Source organism: Kribbella sp. NBC_01510, from assembly GCF_045040325.1.
Classification (GTDB): Bacteria; Actinomycetota; Actinomycetes; order Propionibacteriales; family Kribbellaceae; genus Kribbella.
Genome location: NZ_CP109418.1, coordinates 4,649,136 through 4,664,671, shown reverse-complemented (window position 1 = coordinate 4,664,671; position 15,536 = coordinate 4,649,136). Strand labels below are relative to the sequence as shown.

22 protein-coding genes and 2 pseudogenes are annotated in these 15,536 nt (G+C 68.2%); 13 read left to right on the top strand and 11 right to left on the bottom strand.

The features are described from left to right. Positions 1–4 precede the first annotated feature (4 nt). Positions 5–565, bottom strand: coding sequence for a hypothetical protein (locus OG558_RS23460; RefSeq protein WP_405064888.1), 561 nt, complete (start codon positions 563–565; stop codon positions 5–7). 187 nt (positions 566–752) lie between these two features. On the opposite strand from OG558_RS23460, the gene OG558_RS23455 reads away from it, so the two are divergent. From OG558_RS23455 to OG558_RS23445, 3 genes are read left to right on the top strand one after another with little or no spacing between them, the layout of a single operon-like run. Then, on the top strand, positions 753–1,400 hold the full coding sequence (locus OG558_RS23455; RefSeq protein WP_405064887.1) for a hypothetical protein: 648 nt from the start codon (positions 753–755) through the stop codon (positions 1,398–1,400). Further along, positions 1,397–1,714: a hypothetical protein gene (locus tag OG558_RS23450; protein ID WP_405064886.1), complete on the top strand. Its 318-nt coding sequence runs from the start codon at positions 1,397–1,399 to the stop codon at positions 1,712–1,714. Before OG558_RS23455 ends, OG558_RS23450 begins: the two co-directional genes overlap by 4 nt. 18 nt (positions 1,715–1,732) lie before the next feature. Further along, a complete protein-coding gene (locus OG558_RS23445) occupies positions 1,733–2,608 on the top strand; it encodes a universal stress protein (RefSeq protein WP_405064885.1) in 876 nt (291 codons plus the stop codon). Between the two features lie 285 nt (positions 2,609–2,893). Here OG558_RS23445 and OG558_RS23440 read toward each other — a convergent pair whose 3' ends face one another. From OG558_RS23440 to OG558_RS23430, 3 genes are all read right to left on the bottom strand, one after another. Further along, positions 2,894–3,619, bottom strand: coding sequence for a cation-transporting P-type ATPase (locus tag OG558_RS23440; protein ID WP_405064884.1), 726 nt, complete (start codon positions 3,617–3,619; stop codon positions 2,894–2,896). Between the two features lie 117 nt (positions 3,620–3,736). Next, positions 3,737–4,585, bottom strand: a complete 849-nt coding sequence (locus OG558_RS23435; protein ID WP_405064883.1) for a universal stress protein — start codon at positions 4,583–4,585, stop codon at positions 3,737–3,739. Between the two features lie 14 nt (positions 4,586–4,599). Then, positions 4,600–5,493: a class I fructose-bisphosphate aldolase gene (locus tag OG558_RS23430; RefSeq protein ID WP_405064882.1), complete on the bottom strand. Its 894-nt coding sequence runs from the start codon at positions 5,491–5,493 to the stop codon at positions 4,600–4,602. Between the two features lie 252 nt (positions 5,494–5,745). On the opposite strand from OG558_RS23430, the gene OG558_RS23425 reads away from it, so the two are divergent. The 4 genes from OG558_RS23425 to OG558_RS23410 all read left to right on the top strand — a co-directional run bounded on the left by OG558_RS23425 (position 5,746) and on the right by OG558_RS23410 (position 7,028). Further along, the gene (locus tag OG558_RS23425; RefSeq protein WP_405064881.1) at positions 5,746–5,940 is read left to right on the top strand and encodes a hypothetical protein; all 195 of its coding nucleotides are present in this window, start codon (positions 5,746–5,748) and stop codon (positions 5,938–5,940) included. Positions 5,941–6,307: 367 nt separating this feature from the next. Next, positions 6,308–6,544 (top strand): hypothetical protein, encoded by a 237-nt coding sequence (locus tag OG558_RS23420; protein WP_405064880.1) that lies wholly within the window; start codon positions 6,308–6,310, stop codon positions 6,542–6,544. 23 nt (positions 6,545–6,567) lie between these two features. Further along, positions 6,568–6,867 (top strand): sigma 54 modulation/S30EA ribosomal C-terminal domain-containing protein, encoded by a 300-nt coding sequence (locus OG558_RS23415; protein WP_405064879.1) that lies wholly within the window; start codon positions 6,568–6,570, stop codon positions 6,865–6,867. Next, positions 6,789–7,028: a sigma 54 modulation/S30EA ribosomal C-terminal domain-containing protein gene (locus OG558_RS23410; RefSeq protein ID WP_405072205.1), complete on the top strand. Its 240-nt coding sequence runs from the start codon at positions 6,789–6,791 to the stop codon at positions 7,026–7,028. Before OG558_RS23415 ends, OG558_RS23410 begins: the two co-directional genes overlap by 79 nt. A gap of 8 nt (positions 7,029–7,036) precedes the next feature. Here OG558_RS23410 and OG558_RS23405 read toward each other — a convergent pair whose 3' ends face one another. From OG558_RS23405 to OG558_RS23385, 5 genes are all read right to left on the bottom strand, one after another. Further along, positions 7,037–7,264, bottom strand: coding sequence for a hypothetical protein (locus tag OG558_RS23405; protein WP_405072204.1), 228 nt, complete (start codon positions 7,262–7,264; stop codon positions 7,037–7,039). Positions 7,265–7,308: 44 nt separating this feature from the next. Next, complete coding sequence (locus OG558_RS23400; protein ID WP_405072203.1) at positions 7,309–7,686, bottom strand: 2-oxoacid:acceptor oxidoreductase family protein; 378 nt, start codon at positions 7,684–7,686, stop codon at positions 7,309–7,311. Continuing rightward, entirely contained in the window at positions 7,631–7,894 is a 264-nt protein-coding gene (locus OG558_RS23395) for a hypothetical protein (protein ID WP_405072299.1), read from the bottom strand. The genes OG558_RS23400 and OG558_RS23395 overlap by 56 nt, the downstream gene beginning before the upstream one ends. Positions 7,895–8,048: 154 nt before the next feature. After that, positions 8,049–8,498 carry a hypothetical protein gene (locus OG558_RS23390; protein ID WP_405064878.1) on the bottom strand — a complete coding sequence of 150 codons (450 nt, stop codon included), beginning with the start codon at positions 8,496–8,498 and terminating at the stop codon, positions 8,049–8,051. Positions 8,499–8,694: 196 nt separating this feature from the next. Further along, positions 8,695–8,970, bottom strand: a complete 276-nt coding sequence (locus tag OG558_RS23385; RefSeq protein ID WP_405064877.1) for a dsRBD fold-containing protein — start codon at positions 8,968–8,970, stop codon at positions 8,695–8,697. A 157-nt stretch (positions 8,971–9,127) separates the two neighbouring features. On the opposite strand from OG558_RS23385, the gene OG558_RS23380 reads away from it, so the two are divergent. The 3 genes and pseudogenes from OG558_RS23380 to OG558_RS23370 form a co-directional block, all read left to right on the top strand. Next, positions 9,128–9,328 (top strand): hypothetical protein, encoded by a 201-nt coding sequence (locus OG558_RS23380; protein ID WP_405064876.1) that lies wholly within the window; start codon positions 9,128–9,130, stop codon positions 9,326–9,328. Positions 9,329–9,718: 390 nt separating this feature from the next. Then, complete coding sequence (locus OG558_RS23375; protein WP_405064875.1) at positions 9,719–9,871, top strand: hypothetical protein; 153 nt, start codon at positions 9,719–9,721, stop codon at positions 9,869–9,871. A gap of 285 nt (positions 9,872–10,156) precedes the next feature. Next, positions 10,157–10,536: pseudogene (locus OG558_RS23370) on the top strand (transposase); the annotation flags it as partial. Positions 10,537–11,111: 575 nt separating this feature from the next. On the opposite strand, the gene OG558_RS23365 reads toward OG558_RS23370, so the two are convergent. Further along, positions 11,112–11,585 (bottom strand): hypothetical protein, encoded by a 474-nt coding sequence (locus OG558_RS23365; RefSeq protein WP_405064874.1) that lies wholly within the window; start codon positions 11,583–11,585, stop codon positions 11,112–11,114. A gap of 195 nt (positions 11,586–11,780) precedes the next feature. Continuing rightward, the gene (locus tag OG558_RS23360; protein ID WP_405064873.1) at positions 11,781–13,127 is read right to left on the bottom strand and encodes a serine hydrolase domain-containing protein; all 1,347 of its coding nucleotides are present in this window, start codon (positions 13,125–13,127) and stop codon (positions 11,781–11,783) included. Positions 13,128–13,541: 414 nt separating this feature from the next. Between OG558_RS23360 and OG558_RS23355 the strand changes: the two genes are divergently transcribed. The 3 genes and pseudogenes from OG558_RS23355 to OG558_RS23345 all read left to right on the top strand — a co-directional run. After that, positions 13,542–13,877, top strand: a complete 336-nt coding sequence (locus OG558_RS23355; protein WP_405064872.1) for a hypothetical protein — start codon at positions 13,542–13,544, stop codon at positions 13,875–13,877. 14 nt (positions 13,878–13,891) lie between these two features. Further along, on the top strand, positions 13,892–14,641 hold the full coding sequence (locus tag OG558_RS23350) for a ribbon-helix-helix domain-containing protein (RefSeq protein ID WP_405064871.1): 750 nt from the start codon (positions 13,892–13,894) through the stop codon (positions 14,639–14,641). A 221-nt stretch (positions 14,642–14,862) separates the two neighbouring features. Beyond that, positions 14,863–15,246 (top strand): annotated as a pseudogene (locus OG558_RS23345) (transposase); the annotation flags it as partial. Between the last annotated feature and the right edge of the window lie 290 nt (positions 15,247–15,536).

Below are 15,536 nucleotides of genomic sequence, written 5' to 3'. Positions count from 1 at the left end.
GTGCTCACTGCAGCCAGGGGTACTTACGGACGAAGTCGAGACTGCTCCACCACTTGCCGAGGCCCCACACGTTGCCGGCTGCGACCAGCGCGAGGACGACCAAGGTGATGGCGCCGAGGATGTGTTCGTCGATCACCGGGTTGGTCTCCGGCGGCAGATTCGCCGACCACATCAGCAGGTACAGCAGCGCGCCGCTGACGGCCGCGATCCGCATCCCGATCCCCGACATCAGCGCCAGACCGATGCCGGCCAGGCCAATCATGAACAGCGGAGTGACCCACCAGTCACCAACCAGCGACTGGTAGAAGTCGGCCATCGGGCCGCTGGTGCCCTTGCCCAGGAACCCGGCGGTCGGGTCGCCACCGTCGATCCAGCCCTTGCCGGACGGGGTGGCGTAGCCGAGACCGAACAACTTGTCGACGAAGGCCCACAAGAACGTGAACCCGAACGCGATCCGCAGTACGGCGAGCGCACGCCCGGCGGCAGTAGTGATGATCTGGTGCCGATCGCCATCGGGCTCCATCGCGGGAGCCGGGAACTGGTGCCGGCGCGGTGTCGTGGTCATGGCTTCTTCCTTCCAATCGATTCCGACACCTTGATCCTGCGATCTCCGGCGTCCGCCGGTCAGAGCCCTTCTCACCTCACCACCACGAGCCGAACGGCCTGTCAGCTCGGGACTGTTGCCGCTGGGTGCCGCCCGGCCCCGGGCGGACGCTGAGAACGGAGGAAGGTCCCAGGCCGAGGAGGTGCCGATGCTGACCGACCAGCTGTCGACCGAGGCACTCGGCGTCCTGCTCCACGCAGCAGGCGCAGTGTCCGGCGTCGTGGACACCCCGCCTTGCCGGTTCGAGGTGAACGGGCACCTGATCGACGTCTACATCGACGGTGCACATCTCCTGCCGGCGAACGATCCGACCGCCCGAACACGGCGGATCGCGACCGGCGGAGCGATCTTCAACCTGCGCTGCGCCGCAGCCTCGCTGAGCTTCGACAGCTGGGTCAGCATCTGCCCGTACCCGTACGATCCCGACCTCGCCGCACGGATCGTCGTCGAACCCACGGGCCTGCCCGATCAGGAGCTACGGCGGTTGTACGGCGCGATCCTGTCGCGTCACCTGCCCAGGCCTCCTGGCTTTCCCGACCGGACGGTCCGGACCGCCCTGACCCGGGCAGCCGAGATCGAGACCGCGAAGCTGACCTGGCTTCCCCGCTCGCTCGCTGACCTGGCCACGCTGTCCACCGATCGCGACGAGCCCGCCGACCAGGTTGTGCTGGGCATCGCCCGCCAACGCGTCCTACTCACGTCACTCGCGCACGACGTGCAGGCGATGTGCCTCCACCAGACTTTGATGCGCTTCGGCCGCGAGCCTGGCGAGGCGGCGAGGACGGATGACAGATGAACGCCGTACTGACCCAGGCCGTCTACGAGACGCATCCGGCCATCGCCGTACTCAGCACGCCGGAAGAGGACACCGCCGCCTGGATGCGAGCGGGCCCGGCGCTGCAGCGGGTCCTGCCGGTGGCCACGTCGTACGACCTGGCCGCGTCGTTCCTCAACCGGGTGCTCGAGCGCACCGCTCCGCGTTACCGGGTCCGCGACCTGATCGGTGGCCACTCCTGGCCGCAGATGGTGATCCGGATCGGCTACCCCGCGCAGTCGGCCGGCCGCACGTCCCGCCGGGACTGGCGCCATTCCTTCGATCAGTGCTTCTGAGCACACAGGAGGCTCATCATGTCGACGCAACCCAGTCCGATCGTGGTCGGATACGACGGCTCACCAGGCAGCCAGAACGCACTGCACTGGGCCACCGCCGAAGCCGTCCGGCAGCTGGCTCCGCTCCGCATCGTCGAAGCGTTCGAGCTCATCACCTTGATGCGCCCCTCACCAGGACACGTCGTATCGCTCGAAGACTTGCGGACCACCCGGCAGAAAATGCTCGACGCGGTTGCCGAGAGCGTCCGCTTGCACCACCCCGGACTGCAGGTCGAAACGAGCCTGGTGGGCGGAGCTGCCGTTGCGGCAGTGCTCGAAGAGGCCGAGCACGCCCGGCTCGTCGTCCTCGGATCACGTGGTCTCGGTGGGTGGAGCGGGCTCATAGTCGGATCCGTCGCCGTCCAGGTGACCACCAACACGCACTGCCCGGTGGTCGTGATCCCGAACGACCCACGGCCGCACGCTCATGAAGGTCCTACGGTCGTCGTCGGTGTCGATGGATCCAAAGCGTCGGCGAAGGCGATCGACTTCGCGTTCGACCAGGCCGAGGAGCTGCATGCCCGGGTCGTCGCGATCCACGCTTGGAGCTCGCCGTTCCTCACCTACGCCGATGGCGCGTCGATGCTCCAGTTCGACGAGCACAAGATCCAGGAAGAGGCGCGGCTGCTCGTCGCCGAGTCCGTCGCCGGCGCGGCCGCGGACCACCCCGACGTGCAGTGGACGACAGAGCTGGTCAGCGGTTCCGCGGCCCAGACTCTTGTCCGCCGCTCGGAGTCCGCCGATCTGATGGTCGTCGGCTCCCGCGGCCGCGGCGGCTTCACCGGCCTCCTCCTCGGCTCGGTCAGCCAAAGCGTCCTGCACCACGCGCAGTGCCCCGTCGCCATCGTGCGCTGATCTGCTGTAGGAGCAACCGTGCTGCACACAAGGGCACTCACCGAACAACCAACCGCTATCCGGCCTACCACCTAGGTGCCCGATCAGCTGGCCGACTGGGTCCCGTCGGCATGCGCGGTGGTCGCCGAGCACCTGCGACACCGCGGCATTGCTCGCGACGGATCACCGCGGTCTCAGCGGGGATGACGAGCCCGAGAAATGTCGAGGCCTCGAGCGCGGGCAAGAGCACAACTGCCGCGATCACCAGCCGCGGCGGCAGTACGGCGAGCCAGTCGAAGATCGCGCTCATGGCCGCCTCACCCCCGCTGGGTGTGCCATACGGCGCCTGCGGGCCAGGCGCCAGCTCATCCGCACCCCAGACGAGGACGGGGAAGGCGAGCAGCGCGAGCAGTTCGTGCCGCTGAAGGCGAGATCACCCGCGTCCAGGAGGTTGCCTGAGACATCGGTCAGGTCGGCCGAGCGGATCACCGGCACCGCCTCGCCGGTCAGCGTCGAGTTGTCGATCTCGACCGTACCCGCCACCAGTCGGACGTCGGCCGAGATCCGATTGCCCTCGGCAATGACAACAACATCGCCGGGCATCGGGGTGCGCTCCGCTACGCTCGTGGCGACCCCGTCGCGGACAACCGTCGTCTGCTTCGGTAGGTAGGCGGCCAGCGCCTCGATCGCGCGCTCGGCCTGGCGTTCCTGCACGAACGCCAGGCCGGCGTTGAGCAGGATCACAACCACGATCGCCACCGCGAGGAGGCCGGTACCACCGACGGCCGCGAGAACGCCGGCGAGCCACAGCAACAGAGCCAACGGGTGGGTGAGCTGCCGGACCAGCTCACCCATCCAGCCATTCCCCCGTCGCCGGGTCAGTTCGTTCGGCCCGTACACCTCCAACCGGCGCCGTGCCTCCTGATCCGTCAGGCCATTCGGCGTTGTTCGCAGATCGCGAAACAGCCGATCGGTGGGCTCCTGGGGATCGCTCGTCCTCAGATCCTTGGCACGGACTTCGGTCGCTGTCACCGGGCTGTTTCCTAGTAGAACGGCCCGGCCGTGCCGGCTGCGGGCGCGGTGTCGTCGAATGCCCAGGTCAGCTCGTTGCGCACGCCGGCGACACCGGCGACACCGGCGACGAGCTCATCATCGCTCCCCGTGCCGGCGGACGATCGCGACGGGCGAGTCCGCGTGGTGCAGGAGGCTCTGACTGACCGAGCCCAGCAGCAGGCCGGCGACACCGCCTCGACCGCGGGAACCGACGACGACCAGGGACGCGCTCTCCGACAGGATCACCAGCCGGGCACTTGGTCGGCCTTCGATCACCGACGCGCGCACCCGCACGGCCGGATACTTCTCCCGGTATGCCTGGAGGCTGTCGGCCAGCCAGCCCTTGAGCAGCTCGTGGGTGCTCTCGATCGAGGCGACGTGCTGCTCATGAGGATGCCAGCAGTGCACGACCGTCAGCGGCAGACCGGTCCGGTCGGCCTCGTCGAAGGCGAACCGCACAGCCTCGTCCGACTCCGCCGAACCGTCGGTGCCCACGATCACCGGTCCAGTCCGACGCTCACCGCGGACCACGACCACCGGGCACGGGGCCTTCGCCGCGACCGATGTCGCCACCGAGCCCAGCATGGCCGCCGACACCCTGGTCCGGGACCGGGTACCCAGGACGACCATCTCGGCCCCCGCCGCCTCGATGAGGATCGCGTTGGCCGGATCCGACTGCGCCAGCCACCCGGACCCGCCGTCGTACCCGAGCCGCTCCCGCGCGTACCGCACCGCGGCGTCGAGCTCGGCCTCGAACCTGTCGAGCGGCATCGGCGGGGGAACGTAACCCTCGACACCCAGCCCCGGCCAGCGACCGAGCTCGTCCAGGTAAGCCCGGACGACCCGGACAGCCGAACCCCGCCCCTCCGCCGCCTCGACCGCCCAGCGCAAGGCAAGCCGGCTCTCCGGCGTCGCGTCGATACCGACCAGGATGTACTTCTTCATCGTTCTGGTTCCCTTCACTGACTCGGGTGCTGGACGAGGATCTCCTTCAGCCCGTCGACGAAGCCCAGCGATTCGTCGTAGCCGCGCTGCCAGATGTTCCGGCCGAAGATCAGCCCCAGGCCGCCGGCATCCATCGCGTGCTCGGCCTTGCGGTACATCGCGTCATCGCCGGCCCTCGATCCGCCGGACACGAGCACGAGCGTGCGGTTCGCGGACCGCACTACACCGTCGATCGCCTGCTGCGGGGTGAAGATCTCCTCGTACGGCGGTTTCACATTGTCCCGTTTGTCCGGGTGCGGGAAGTTCACCTTCACCACGTCGGCACCGAGCTCACTGGCGACCCGGGCCGCGTAGTCGACCGCGTAGAACGAGTCCTTGCCGCCCTTCGCCTCGATCGCCGCGCCGCGCGGGTAGGCCCACACGATCAATGGCATCCCGAACCGCTCGGCATCGGCCCGGATCTGCCGGTACTGCGCGAAATCCGTCTCCTGCGCGGGCGATCCGACGTACAGGGTGTAGCCGACCGCGTCGGCACCGAGCCGCACCGCGTCCTCGACACTCGCGTGCACCGGGGACAGCGCGGCCGCGTCCGTCGGGATGTCGGTCTTGCCGTTCAGCTTCAGGATCAGCGGGATCTCACCGGCGTAGTCCCAGAAGAACTTCTCCGCCAGCCCGATCTGGAGCGCGATCCCGTTGAACTCGCCGGCGATCGCCAGCTTCACGATGTACGCCGGGTCCGACGCCTGCGGGTTCGCGAAGAAGTCTCGCGGCCCGTGCTCGAATCCTTGGTCGTACGGCAGGAACAACGCTGTTCCGTTCCGCAACCCGTGATCGAACAGGATCCGCCGCAGCCGCGTCTTCTTGCCGGCATTCAACCCGAGCTCACCCAACGGTGGTCGAGTCTGCATGATGGTCACCTCCCGATCGAGCCTCCCCGGGCCTTCTGGCCCCCGGCTCACTTCCAATCTCGCGCGGTCCGCACCGCCACGGCAGAGCCGTCGGACCCGATCCGCCAGGACCTACGACGACCTCAATCGGCCGCGCGTTCTTGTCAGCTCGGGTAGCCCACCGACACCAACGTCTCGTCCCCATGCACCGACCGCGATACGACCAGAATCCGCAGCGGCGCCGGAGCCGGCCATGACGACGATGTCGTCGGCATGCAACTCCAGAACAAGGTCGGCGAGCAGGCCGGCAGCGACCAGAACGATCACACCACCGAGATCTGCGAGTGCCTCGATCACCAGCGAGGTACGTTCGCGCGTCTCTGCGGCAGCATGAGCCGGGGCCGAGCCCGCAGGAGTTTCCGGTGTCTCGGCCAGACCGAGGTCCGCACGCATCCGCGCGGCCTGTGAGGGCCTGATCAGCCCCTCTCACATACCCAGCGGTCGATCAGCACCGGTAGCTCCGTTCGGTGCTCAGCCGAAGATCGCGTCATACCTCACTCTCGATCCGTACGCGCAAGCCGGACAGGGCCGACGTCACCTCCGCGCGGACCCGACGGCGGAGCGTCGACAGCCTCACCCCGTAGCAGGGGCACAACGCCCCCAATTAGGGGTCCAACGGACCTGCACCACAGCGCTCACGGCGTGCCAGGCTGCGGATATGGCCGGTGCGGAGAAGCGCTCCGTGCCGAGACATGGGGGAACGATGCTCATCTCAGCTCCGACCGCGATGCCGACCAGATCGATCGCGCCACTCAGCGTCGTGATAATGGGCAGCTTGCCGACAGACGTCACGGAGGCCGTGAACGAGCATCTCGTTCCGATCCTCGGCTCATGGGCCGTACACAGCCGGGTGCGGCTGACCCGGCTGAGCCGGCCGGGGCTTACCCGGCCGATTGTCGCGCAACTCGACGTACGACTGACTCGGCATCGAGTCCGGGCCCAGGTCGCCGCTACCACGACATCCGAGGTCGTCAGCGCGTTGGCGACACGCACCATCGAACAACTGACCTGATCCCAAGGGCACTGGCACAGCGCTTGCAGGACCGCGTCACCACCTCGCCGCCACCGTCGCCACCGGAGTTGCTCCCGCCGTCCGCTCGCCGGCTGGCGCGTCAGAAGACCGCCCAGTTGACGGCGATGAAGGTAGCTGAAGCCATCTCCACACTCGAGGCGATGGACCAGCGGTTCCACTTGTTCCAGGAGAGATACAGCCGCCAGGACAGCGTCGTGATCCGTACCGGGCCGGGCGTTACCAGATCCTTCAGCCGACACCGAACCCGATCGGTATCGACGTCGCGTCCCCGCCCATTGCCCTGGCTGCGGCCGATCGGCTGACCGTCGCAGAGGCGACAACGCGGCTGGACCTCACCGGCGCACCGTTCGAGATCTTCGCCGACAAGGACACTGGCCGCGCTTGCTCGCTCTACGCGAGGTACGACGGCCACTACGGACTTCTCACCTGCTCTCCGGTCAGAGGTGGTCACGGATCATGGTGATGGCTCCGCTAGGGCATTCGGTGGCGTAGAGGCTGCAGCCCTTGCAGAAGTCCAGGTCGATCTCGTAGCCCTTGCCGGGGCGCCCCGGTCGCGGACGCGCCGATCGCGACGGACATCGCGGCGAACTCCGACTCCACGTTAACGAATTCGCACGGAGACAGTTCACCGGAGGCGACCAGCACGCTGAGCGCCTCGACGATGTGTGTCTGCGGGGAGATCGGATACGCACAGATCACCTCCGGCCAGCAGCGGGCGACCGCCTCCGCGACACCGCGGACCTTCAATCTGCGTGAGCATGCGACGCCTCCTCGAGTTGCCGCCGGGCCAGGTCGTACGCGTCGCGTACGGCCGCGATGTTGCCAGCGGCAACTGGACCGGAGAACCGCGCCCCGATCGCCGCGGTGACCGATTCGAGCCGGAACTGCCCGCTGAGCGCGGCGAAAGCGCCCAGCAACACGGCGCCCGGCAATGGACGGCCCAGGTGCGTCAACGCCAACTCGGTCGCTGGGATCGTCATCACCCGCTCCGGACGGAGCCGCTGAACATACGAGTCCAGGCCGAGCTCGGCCAGTGATCGGGAGGTGTTGACGAGCAGGTAGCCGTCAGTCCGCAGTCGGTCCGCCGCGGATTCGCCAGCAGAGCCGAGGGTCCCGACCAGGAGAGGTGTAGGTGATGCTGGCGTGGTCGAGGTGTCCGTGGAATGCCCGCGCCGGACCGAACCTGATGCTGTACATCGACTCGCCCGCGAACCCTCGGGTGGCGTCAGTTCCCCAGCCAGTGCGGCCGAAGACGTAGCCGGCCGAGTAGATCCCGACGCGCCACGGCGGCGCCGTACCCTTCGTCCCCAGGGAGCCGGCGTACTCCATCGGCGTACCCGGCACGGGTACGTCGCCTGGAGCTCGGAGTCACCGAGTTGGTGCAGTTTGCCGAGCGAGTTCGTCGCCAGGGTCAGCCACTTGGCCAGCAACGCTCGCCGGGTCGCGATCGTCGTACCGGGATCGACACCGCAGTTCTACACGGTCATGGCCCGGCCCCAGAGCGAGCAGTTGAACGCCGCGAACCCGGCTGTTCGTTCGTCGACCCCTGCGCATCGATCGACGTGGTGATGCCTTGGCCCAACCGCTTCTGAGCGTGAAACCACCTGTACCAACTGGCGTTCTTGTACGGATTCGCGGCCCAGTTGATGTTGCCGCCGCCATTCCCGACCTGGTACGGCGCATACGGCCCCCATGTAAAGAAGACGTCACGGTACAGATTCGCCAACGGATCCTGGGCGTCGAGGCCGCTGAACCCGAGACACGCGTAGAGGCCAGGCGCCGAGACAAGCGCCTGGCTCGGCCTGATGTCCGTCGCCGCAGGCGCGGTCGCCGGCACGACCATGCCCGCACCGGGTACGAATTGCGCCTCGTCCGGCCCGGCCGGCGCTGGCACGATCGTGATGCCTGGTGTCGCCGCGGGCGTTCGATTCACTCCGGTCGCCGCTCCCGCCCCAGCACCAGAACGGCGATTCCCACGGCCAACGCAGCCGTCCTCCTGAATTTCATCAGCCTGTCCGCTCCCCCACACCGCCGTCGGACGCCGGCGGTGATTTCGATGGTCGGGTGGACCGCGATCGCTCCCCAGAGACGAAGGTCCCGATCCCGGTGGGACCTGTCCGGGCAGGCTCTCAGCTGTGAAGGCGGGTGTGTTCGTGGGTCAGCTGTTCGATGTCCGACGCAGCCGCGTGCAGCAACTCGTGCGCCAGCGCGGACAGCGCCCGCGCCGCTGCGAGCTCGTCGCCGATCTCGGCGATGTCGGAGTCCTTCGGGTTCCGGCGCGCAGTGCCCCGGCCGACCAGGTGCGTCTCGTCGTTCGTGTGCAGCCGGGCCTCCGCGTGGGTGGTCCGCTCGTCCTCGTGCTCGTCGATGAAGATCTCGACGCTCCACTGCCTGCTCGCGATCATCGTCTCGCCCTTCCACTCGGAAATCCGGCGTCGCGGCCATCGTCGGCTTCGGGGCGGCTGCGGACCAGGGCCGTTCGATCCCCTCGACGCGGGAACTTCTGCCCTGCCGCGCGCTCGCGCGCCGGCGTGTGCTGGAACTGAGAGAAGGGAGCCGGCCATGAGTGACCTCGACAAGAGCCGTACGCAGCACGACGCACAGCGCACTGTGGCCAGCCGGCGGCGCACCGGGTCGTCCCGCTCCGAGCAGGCCATCCTGCGCCACCTTGGCGTCGAGCTCTACAAGGAGAGCCACAGGAGGAACAACACATCCGGCCAACCGGATGCAGAAGACGCGACCGACGCATCCCCTGATCGGTGACCTTCGACCATGCTCCGGGACGAGGGCCGACAGTGCACTGGAGGTAGGCGAGAGAAAGCCAGGCGAGGGTACGCAGCGACGGACCCCTCCCCGCGAATTGTATTCGACCGTGCCGCCCGGCCTGGTGGCGGCAGGCTTCTCTCGCCGCTGACCGTTCGGCCCACCAGCGGTCGTCGCCGTTCAGCCTGTTCGCCTGTTGAATCGGGCAGCGCGATCCACCAGGGCGGCTGGCGCCCCGAAGAGGTCCGCTTCCTCCGCGACCACCAGCGGCCCCTGCGTAACCGTCAGGTCTGGCTCTTCCACAGCGGCCCGATCGGCCCCAGCAAGGACGAGGATCAACCCGTCCCGCCCGACGTCGCCCGCCTGGCCGCCCAGCTCGAGGCCGCACCCGTGAAGACCTTCGCCGGCGAGCTCCAGCCCGACGCGATCCCCGAACGCGTCGCCCGCCGAGGCGACCTCGACCAGCTGACCGGCGACTCCAGAGACTGGCCCGCGATCCGCTCCTGGTCCGGCGAAATCGCCATTGCCCTCAAGACGGCGTGATTCAGACAGGACGATCCGCACCCACTCAAGTGCCTCGGCGGTCCGGTCATGCTGGTCACATCATCCGATATGGCGCGCCGCCGGCCGACCGCCGTACCGGGCTGAGAGTCTTCGGACTGGTCGACCTGGACCGGTGGCCCTGCTCACGCAACGCCCAGGCGCAAATTCGAAGCAGAGCGGCCCTGTCGGGCCGGCTGGCTCGAGGAGGGACATGATCTCGTCGTGGATCGTCCTGGCCGTACTCGCCCCGCTGCTGTTGCCCTGCACCAGGATTGTCACGCACTAGCCCTGTTTGCGGTCGACGAGCACGTCGAGGTCGAGGCGACCTAGAGGATCTACCAGCAGGTGGTCGCCGCCTACCGCGAACCCGACCAGAAGAAGGGACACAAGCTAATGCCGCAACTGATCGAGTCGGTCAGCCACGGCGCCCCCGGCCGCGCTGGCCGAAGTGATTACTCTCGGCCGCGCGCTGAACAAGCGCGCCGCCGACGTCCTGGCCTACTTCGACCGGCCCGGCACGTCCACCGGCCAACCGAAGCCATCAACGGACGACTCGAACACCTCCGCGGCTCCGCCCTCGGCTTCCGCAACCTCACCAACTACATCGCCAGATCACTGCTGGAACCGGCGGATACAGACGACGGCTACACCCTCGATTGCGATGAGCCACTTATTCCCGGTTTGTCGTATTCGGTGGCGCAGTGAGCGCGGCGTCTGATCTCCAATGGAGTGCCGCCGGCGCCACGACGGTGAATCTGTGTCACAGATCGACGATCAGAGACGGCGTGATCAGCTGATGAGCGTGCGATCACCGACTGGGTGGCCATCGAGCTGGGCGTGGGCTGACGGGCCTGAGCTGAGGGTCGTAGCCGTCCTCGTGCAGCGGGTCGCTCGCCATCTCCCAGCCGAAGGCATAGCCCTGCACGTGTTCCTGGTCCGTGGCTTTCGGGCTGTACTCGTTTTCCACCCACCAGTCCCTGACGGCGTCGTCCTTGCCGTGCCGAAACCGTGCGGTGCGGATCGACGAGCGGGCCCTCGGTGGGCGGTAGGTCAGTCACGGTGGCTCCTGGTTCTCCTCTCGCTGTCAGATGACCGCAGCTCCAGGGTGCGTCCGCGCCATTCGGGTCAACCAGAGCCGAAGGTCCTTGCGGACTTCCATGTATAGGCGCTATTGGCGCCGCAAGTCGGGAGGCGGCGGGTGCCCGAGCCGTCGGTCGTTCTGGGGTGGTCGCCGTCGCTGTCAGAACCCCCAGGCGATCAGGTGCCAGGACGCGAGCTGGGCCGCGAGGGTGGTCAAGGCGAACGCGAGGGCCGCGTCGCGCGGTCGGATCCGCGCGGTCCACCAGTGCCGGAGGGCGCCGGCTGCCAGGAGCACGGCAAGGCCCACGGCCAGGAGCGTCACCGCCAGCGGGAGGTGGAACGCGAGGCGCACCGGCAGCGGGACCTCCTGCCAACCGAGGAACCCCACATCCACCAGCCCGGGCATCGCCCGGATCACGGCCACGGTCACGAGCGCGGCAAGAGCTCCGGCGGCGGCGACCGTGGTGGTGAGGCGGCGCCAGGTACGGCCGCCGGGCGGCGGCGCACCGACCGTCGACGACCGGCCAGCTCCGCGGCGACGGCGTAACGTCTCGACGCGCCCCGGCCACGAGCCACCCGGCCGCCACGACCACCACGACGGCGAGCAGCGCCCACTGCCAAGCGAGCGGACCATCCGTGACCGGATTGAGGTCCACTCCGCGCCACCGCTGCGACGGTCCGCACAGATCGAGGGTTTCTCCATTGCCCGCCAGGAACAGGCCAGGCTGGAACTCAGTCAACCGATACCGCACCAGGGTTCCGTCCTCGGCGGCGTCGAAGTACGGCACGCCGGACTCGACGTAGAACCGCGACGGCGGGTAGTCAGGGTTCATCGCGCCCATCTGCCCGGTGCGATACAGCTCGTGGTACCCGGCCCAGCGGGCGGACTGCTCGCTGGACGTCGGCATCGCGACGGCCGCGATCCGGGCGGCCAGGTCCGGCGGTGGGAGGTAGTGGCTGTCGGGCTCCACGACATCGGACTGGGTCGGCAAGCCGAGCATGCGGTCGTGGTACCGGCCGCCCGGCTCGGTGACAAATCACGGAGGATTCCGAGGGCCAGGGACATCTGCAGATCGTGGTTGTCCGAGTTGGTGAGCACGGCGATACCGAGCTGCAGCTGCGGGAGCCACCACAGGTCGGACAGGAAGCCATCCCCGCCGCCGTTGTGGTTGAACAGGTCGGGGTCCCGGCCAGCCAGCCAGTGCATGCGCGCGACACCGAGCGCATAGCCCGCTGGCGCGCCTGCGTGCGGTGCCGGGACGGTGCGCATCTCCTGCATCAACGCCGCATCAAGCACGGTGCGACCGTCGACGGTGCCGTCGCCCAGCTGGAACTCGAGGAACTTGGCGAGGTCAGTAGCAGTCGCCCACAGCCCGCCGGCCGCCATCATCGGGCAGTCCACGCGCGGCCGCACCAGGTCGCCGGTGTGACCCACGGCCCGGCCTGCCGTGGCGTGCACCCGGGCCCGGTCGAAGGTGCTGTGGTCCATGCCCAACGGCGCCAGCAGCGAGTCGCGCATCACGACCGGGAAGGGCTTGTTCGAGACCTGCTCGAGGATGTAGCCGGCCAGATCGATCCCCAGGTTCGAGTAGGCGTAGCCGGTGCCGACAGGGAACCGAAGCCAGGTGTCGGAGATGCTCCGCACGTGCGCGTCGAAGTCGCCCGGCCCTGGCTCGTAGCTGTTGCCGAGCGGCGCTTCGTGGGTGAAGCCCGCGGTGTGACTGAGCAGCATCCGCAGGGTGATCTTCCGCTCCGGGTGCGACTCGAACGCGCTGTGCACCGTGAAGTCCGGGAGGTAGGTCGTGATCGGCACGTCCAGGTCGAGGAGTCCGGACTGCACGGCCCGCATCACGGCCGTGGCGGTGCAGGCCTTCGACATCGACTGGACACTGAAGATGGTGTCGACGGTGACCGGCGTACCCCCGTCGCTGTCCAGGGAGCCGAACCCCTGCTGCCACACCACCCCGTCGCCGTCGACCAACGCCAGGGCAAGTCCGGGAATCTGTTTCTGGGCCATCAGCTCGGGGATCCTGGTCTGATAGCTCGCGATCACCGCGGCGACGCCGTCGCTCTGGGCGGTCGGCGCCGCGACCGTGGGCGTGCCGCCAGATACCGTCGTCAGGAGCACCACGACCACGGCAGCAACCGCTGCACGAACCGCTCTGCGCGTGGCCATGGCCACCTCCGGACCAGCTGAGGCCGCCCACGGAGGGGCGGAGATCCCACACCGAGGGGCGCCCGCTGACCACCACGCTCGCACCCCGATCGGCGCATCACCAGAGCCCTTTGGCCTCGCCCCGACATGCCAACGGGCCACCCTTCCGGGCACCCTGTGATGAGGCTCGCGGAAACGAAGCACTCCGGTCCATCCTCCTGATCCGGCCCGCGGCGGACGTTCTGGCATGTCTACCCACTCGGCGCGGAACGAGAGAGTCGTGAGGGTTTTCGTCGCCGCGCATCGTGTTGATGGACCCTCCAGGCCGGGCACTTCGCCTCTGTCTAGGGCGAGGGCGCCAACCGACGATGGAATGAGACGGACCAGAAGGGAGGCACCGTCATGCAGTGGGATTTGGGACTTCAGGGACTAGCTGTGCTCGGTGCCATGTCGCTCGGCTTTGGTGTAATCGCCGGGTTGGTCGTAGGCAAGGGTGTGGCATACCGGCTGTTGGCGACCGCGATCACGACCGTCGCCTGCTTCGGCGTCGGGTTGGTCACCAGCGAGGTGCTGTTCGGCTGGGCTACCGAGGAGGAATTGCAGCCGAACATCGACGGGTTGTCACGCGACGAGGTGCTCCTATCCGGCGTGCTCACCACCGGCGTGGTCGTGCTAGTGATGCGGTATCTCGCGCACCGGGCGGGCGACCAGAAATCGCCCCGCGACTGGCATCTGATCGGCCGGCATGGACGCCCGACCGGCCACGCGTGAGTCAGGGGGCTGGGATGCCACGGTCGGTCATCGCAACGTCTGCGCCACCGGGCACGGCGCCGATCCGCAAGCTGATCGTGCGTGTCACGATCGGCTCCTTTTCCCTCGCTGCCCTCCTGGGCATCATCGCGCTGCTGCGCGGCGGGGAGTTCGGCCAGACCCAGTTCCGCGTGCTGCTGACCACGCTGCTCGTCGGAGTAGTCAGCATCGCCGTGCTGTGCTACCTCGCCACCGCCGGCCGGCCGTCTCAACCGGTGGGGGTGGCAGGCGGGGTCATCGTGCTGGTCCCCCTGGTCACCGCTCTCCTGATGATCTGGGGCGACGTGGAGCACGGCCCGTCCGAGGGAATCCGCAAGACCTTCGGGATAGGCACTGCCGTCGCGGCCACACTCGCCCAGGCCAGCCTCCTGCTGACCCTCGGCGAGCGGGCACGACCAGGGGTGCGCCGCATCCTCGACGGCACGCTCGCCCTCGCCGCTGTCCTCGCCGCCATGACCAGCGCACTCATTGCGGGGTTCACCCCGGCCGAGGGCGGCTACTACCACCGGATCCTCGGGGTCGTGGCCATCCTCGACGTGCTGGGCACCGTGGTCGTGGCGGCCCTCATGAAGTTCGGCAGTGGGGATCTCGAGCGCGCCCGCGCCGACGTCCGCCTCCCCAAAGACCTGGCCGAGAGCGTGGCTGAGCTCGCCACGAAGTCGGGTCAGAGCAGCGACGAGGTCGTCGCCGCCGCAGTCCGGCTCTACCTCCGGGATGCTCGATAGGTCGCCTCAAAGGTGGTCCCGGCGGGAACAGTACGCCAAGGGAACGCACTGGACTCGGCTGATCCGGGCAGTTGGAGCGACGTGCGTCAGCGCACCCGCGCCTCGGACTGTCGCGGTGATCAAGCCGGCTTCCGTCATGTCGATCGTTCCAGCAGAGATGCGTAGCGACTGAGAGGTGCAGCAGTGTGGATCCCGACAGCGCCTGCTGCGCTCCGCGACGCTTCACCACCGTGCCCGCCGAGGTCATGGACACCGTGACCGCCGACAAGACCCACCGCGGACACGCGAGCATCGAACAAGTCAACGCCGACCTGAAGCACTCAGCCCTCGCGCACCTGCCGTCCGGGGTATTCACCGCGAACGCCGCCTGGCTCGTGCTTGCGGTGATCGCGTTCAACCTCACCCGCGCCGCCGCCACCCTCACCGCCCGGCGAACTAGCCAAGGCCACCACCGGCACGATCCGACGCAAACTCATCAACAACGCCACCCGGCTTGCATCGTCTGCCCGCCGGATCACCTCCACCTCCCCGCCGGCTGGCCCTGGCAACGCCAGTGGACCGCACTGTTCGACAGCGTCTGCGGGCCACCCGCCACCACGTCCTGACCACCACGCCGAACCCCGGCCCAACCCAACAACCACCAGTGGAACACCCCCGCAGCGAGGCGGAACCACTCACCACGCCCCGCACAGCCCAGCACCAGGCCGATCCAGAATCAACGATTCAGCTCAAGCCGATCGGTGGATCGAGGTTAAGTAGTTCCCAGCGTTCGTCACTCATGGACTCGAAGATCGCAGCGTCGTCGTACTCGACCGGCAGCAGTTCTGGATCGAGATCATCAGGGCCCGACCCTAGGGGCTCTGACAGACTCACGAGCGTCAGTAGCCAGTCTCTG

Excerpts from the sequence above, each read along its gene's own strand:
- OG558_RS23460 (WP_405064888.1), bottom strand. The coding sequence starts at position 565 with ATGACCACGACACCGCGCCGGCACCAGTTCCCGGCTCCCGCGATGGAG.
- OG558_RS23455 (WP_405064887.1), top strand. The coding sequence starts at position 753 with ATGCTGACCGACCAGCTGTCGACCGAGGCACTCGGCGTCCTGCTCCAC.
- OG558_RS23450 (WP_405064886.1), top strand. The coding sequence starts at position 1,397 with ATGAACGCCGTACTGACCCAGGCCGTCTACGAGACGCATCCGGCCATC.
- OG558_RS23445 (WP_405064885.1), top strand. The coding sequence starts at position 1,733 with ATGTCGACGCAACCCAGTCCGATCGTGGTCGGATACGACGGCTCACCA.
- OG558_RS23435 (WP_405064883.1), bottom strand. The coding sequence starts at position 4,585 with ATGAAGAAGTACATCCTGGTCGGTATCGACGCGACGCCGGAGAGCCGG.
- OG558_RS23430 (WP_405064882.1), bottom strand. The coding sequence starts at position 5,493 with ATGCAGACTCGACCACCGTTGGGTGAGCTCGGGTTGAATGCCGGCAAG.
- OG558_RS23425 (WP_405064881.1), top strand. The coding sequence starts at position 5,746 with ATGCAACTCCAGAACAAGGTCGGCGAGCAGGCCGGCAGCGACCAGAAC.
- OG558_RS23395 (WP_405072299.1), bottom strand. The coding sequence starts at position 7,894 with ATGGAGTACGCCGGCTCCCTGGGGACGAAGGGTACGGCGCCGCCGTGG.
- OG558_RS23385 (WP_405064877.1), bottom strand. The coding sequence starts at position 8,970 with ATGATCGCGAGCAGGCAGTGGAGCGTCGAGATCTTCATCGACGAGCAC.
- OG558_RS23380 (WP_405064876.1), top strand. The coding sequence starts at position 9,128 with ATGAGTGACCTCGACAAGAGCCGTACGCAGCACGACGCACAGCGCACT.
- OG558_RS23365 (WP_405064874.1), bottom strand. The coding sequence starts at position 11,585 with ATGGTCCGCTCGCTTGGCAGTGGGCGCTGCTCGCCGTCGTGGTGGTCG.
- OG558_RS23360 (WP_405064873.1), bottom strand. The coding sequence starts at position 13,127 with ATGGCCACGCGCAGAGCGGTTCGTGCAGCGGTTGCTGCCGTGGTCGTG.
- OG558_RS23350 (WP_405064871.1), top strand. The coding sequence starts at position 13,892 with ATGCCACGGTCGGTCATCGCAACGTCTGCGCCACCGGGCACGGCGCCG.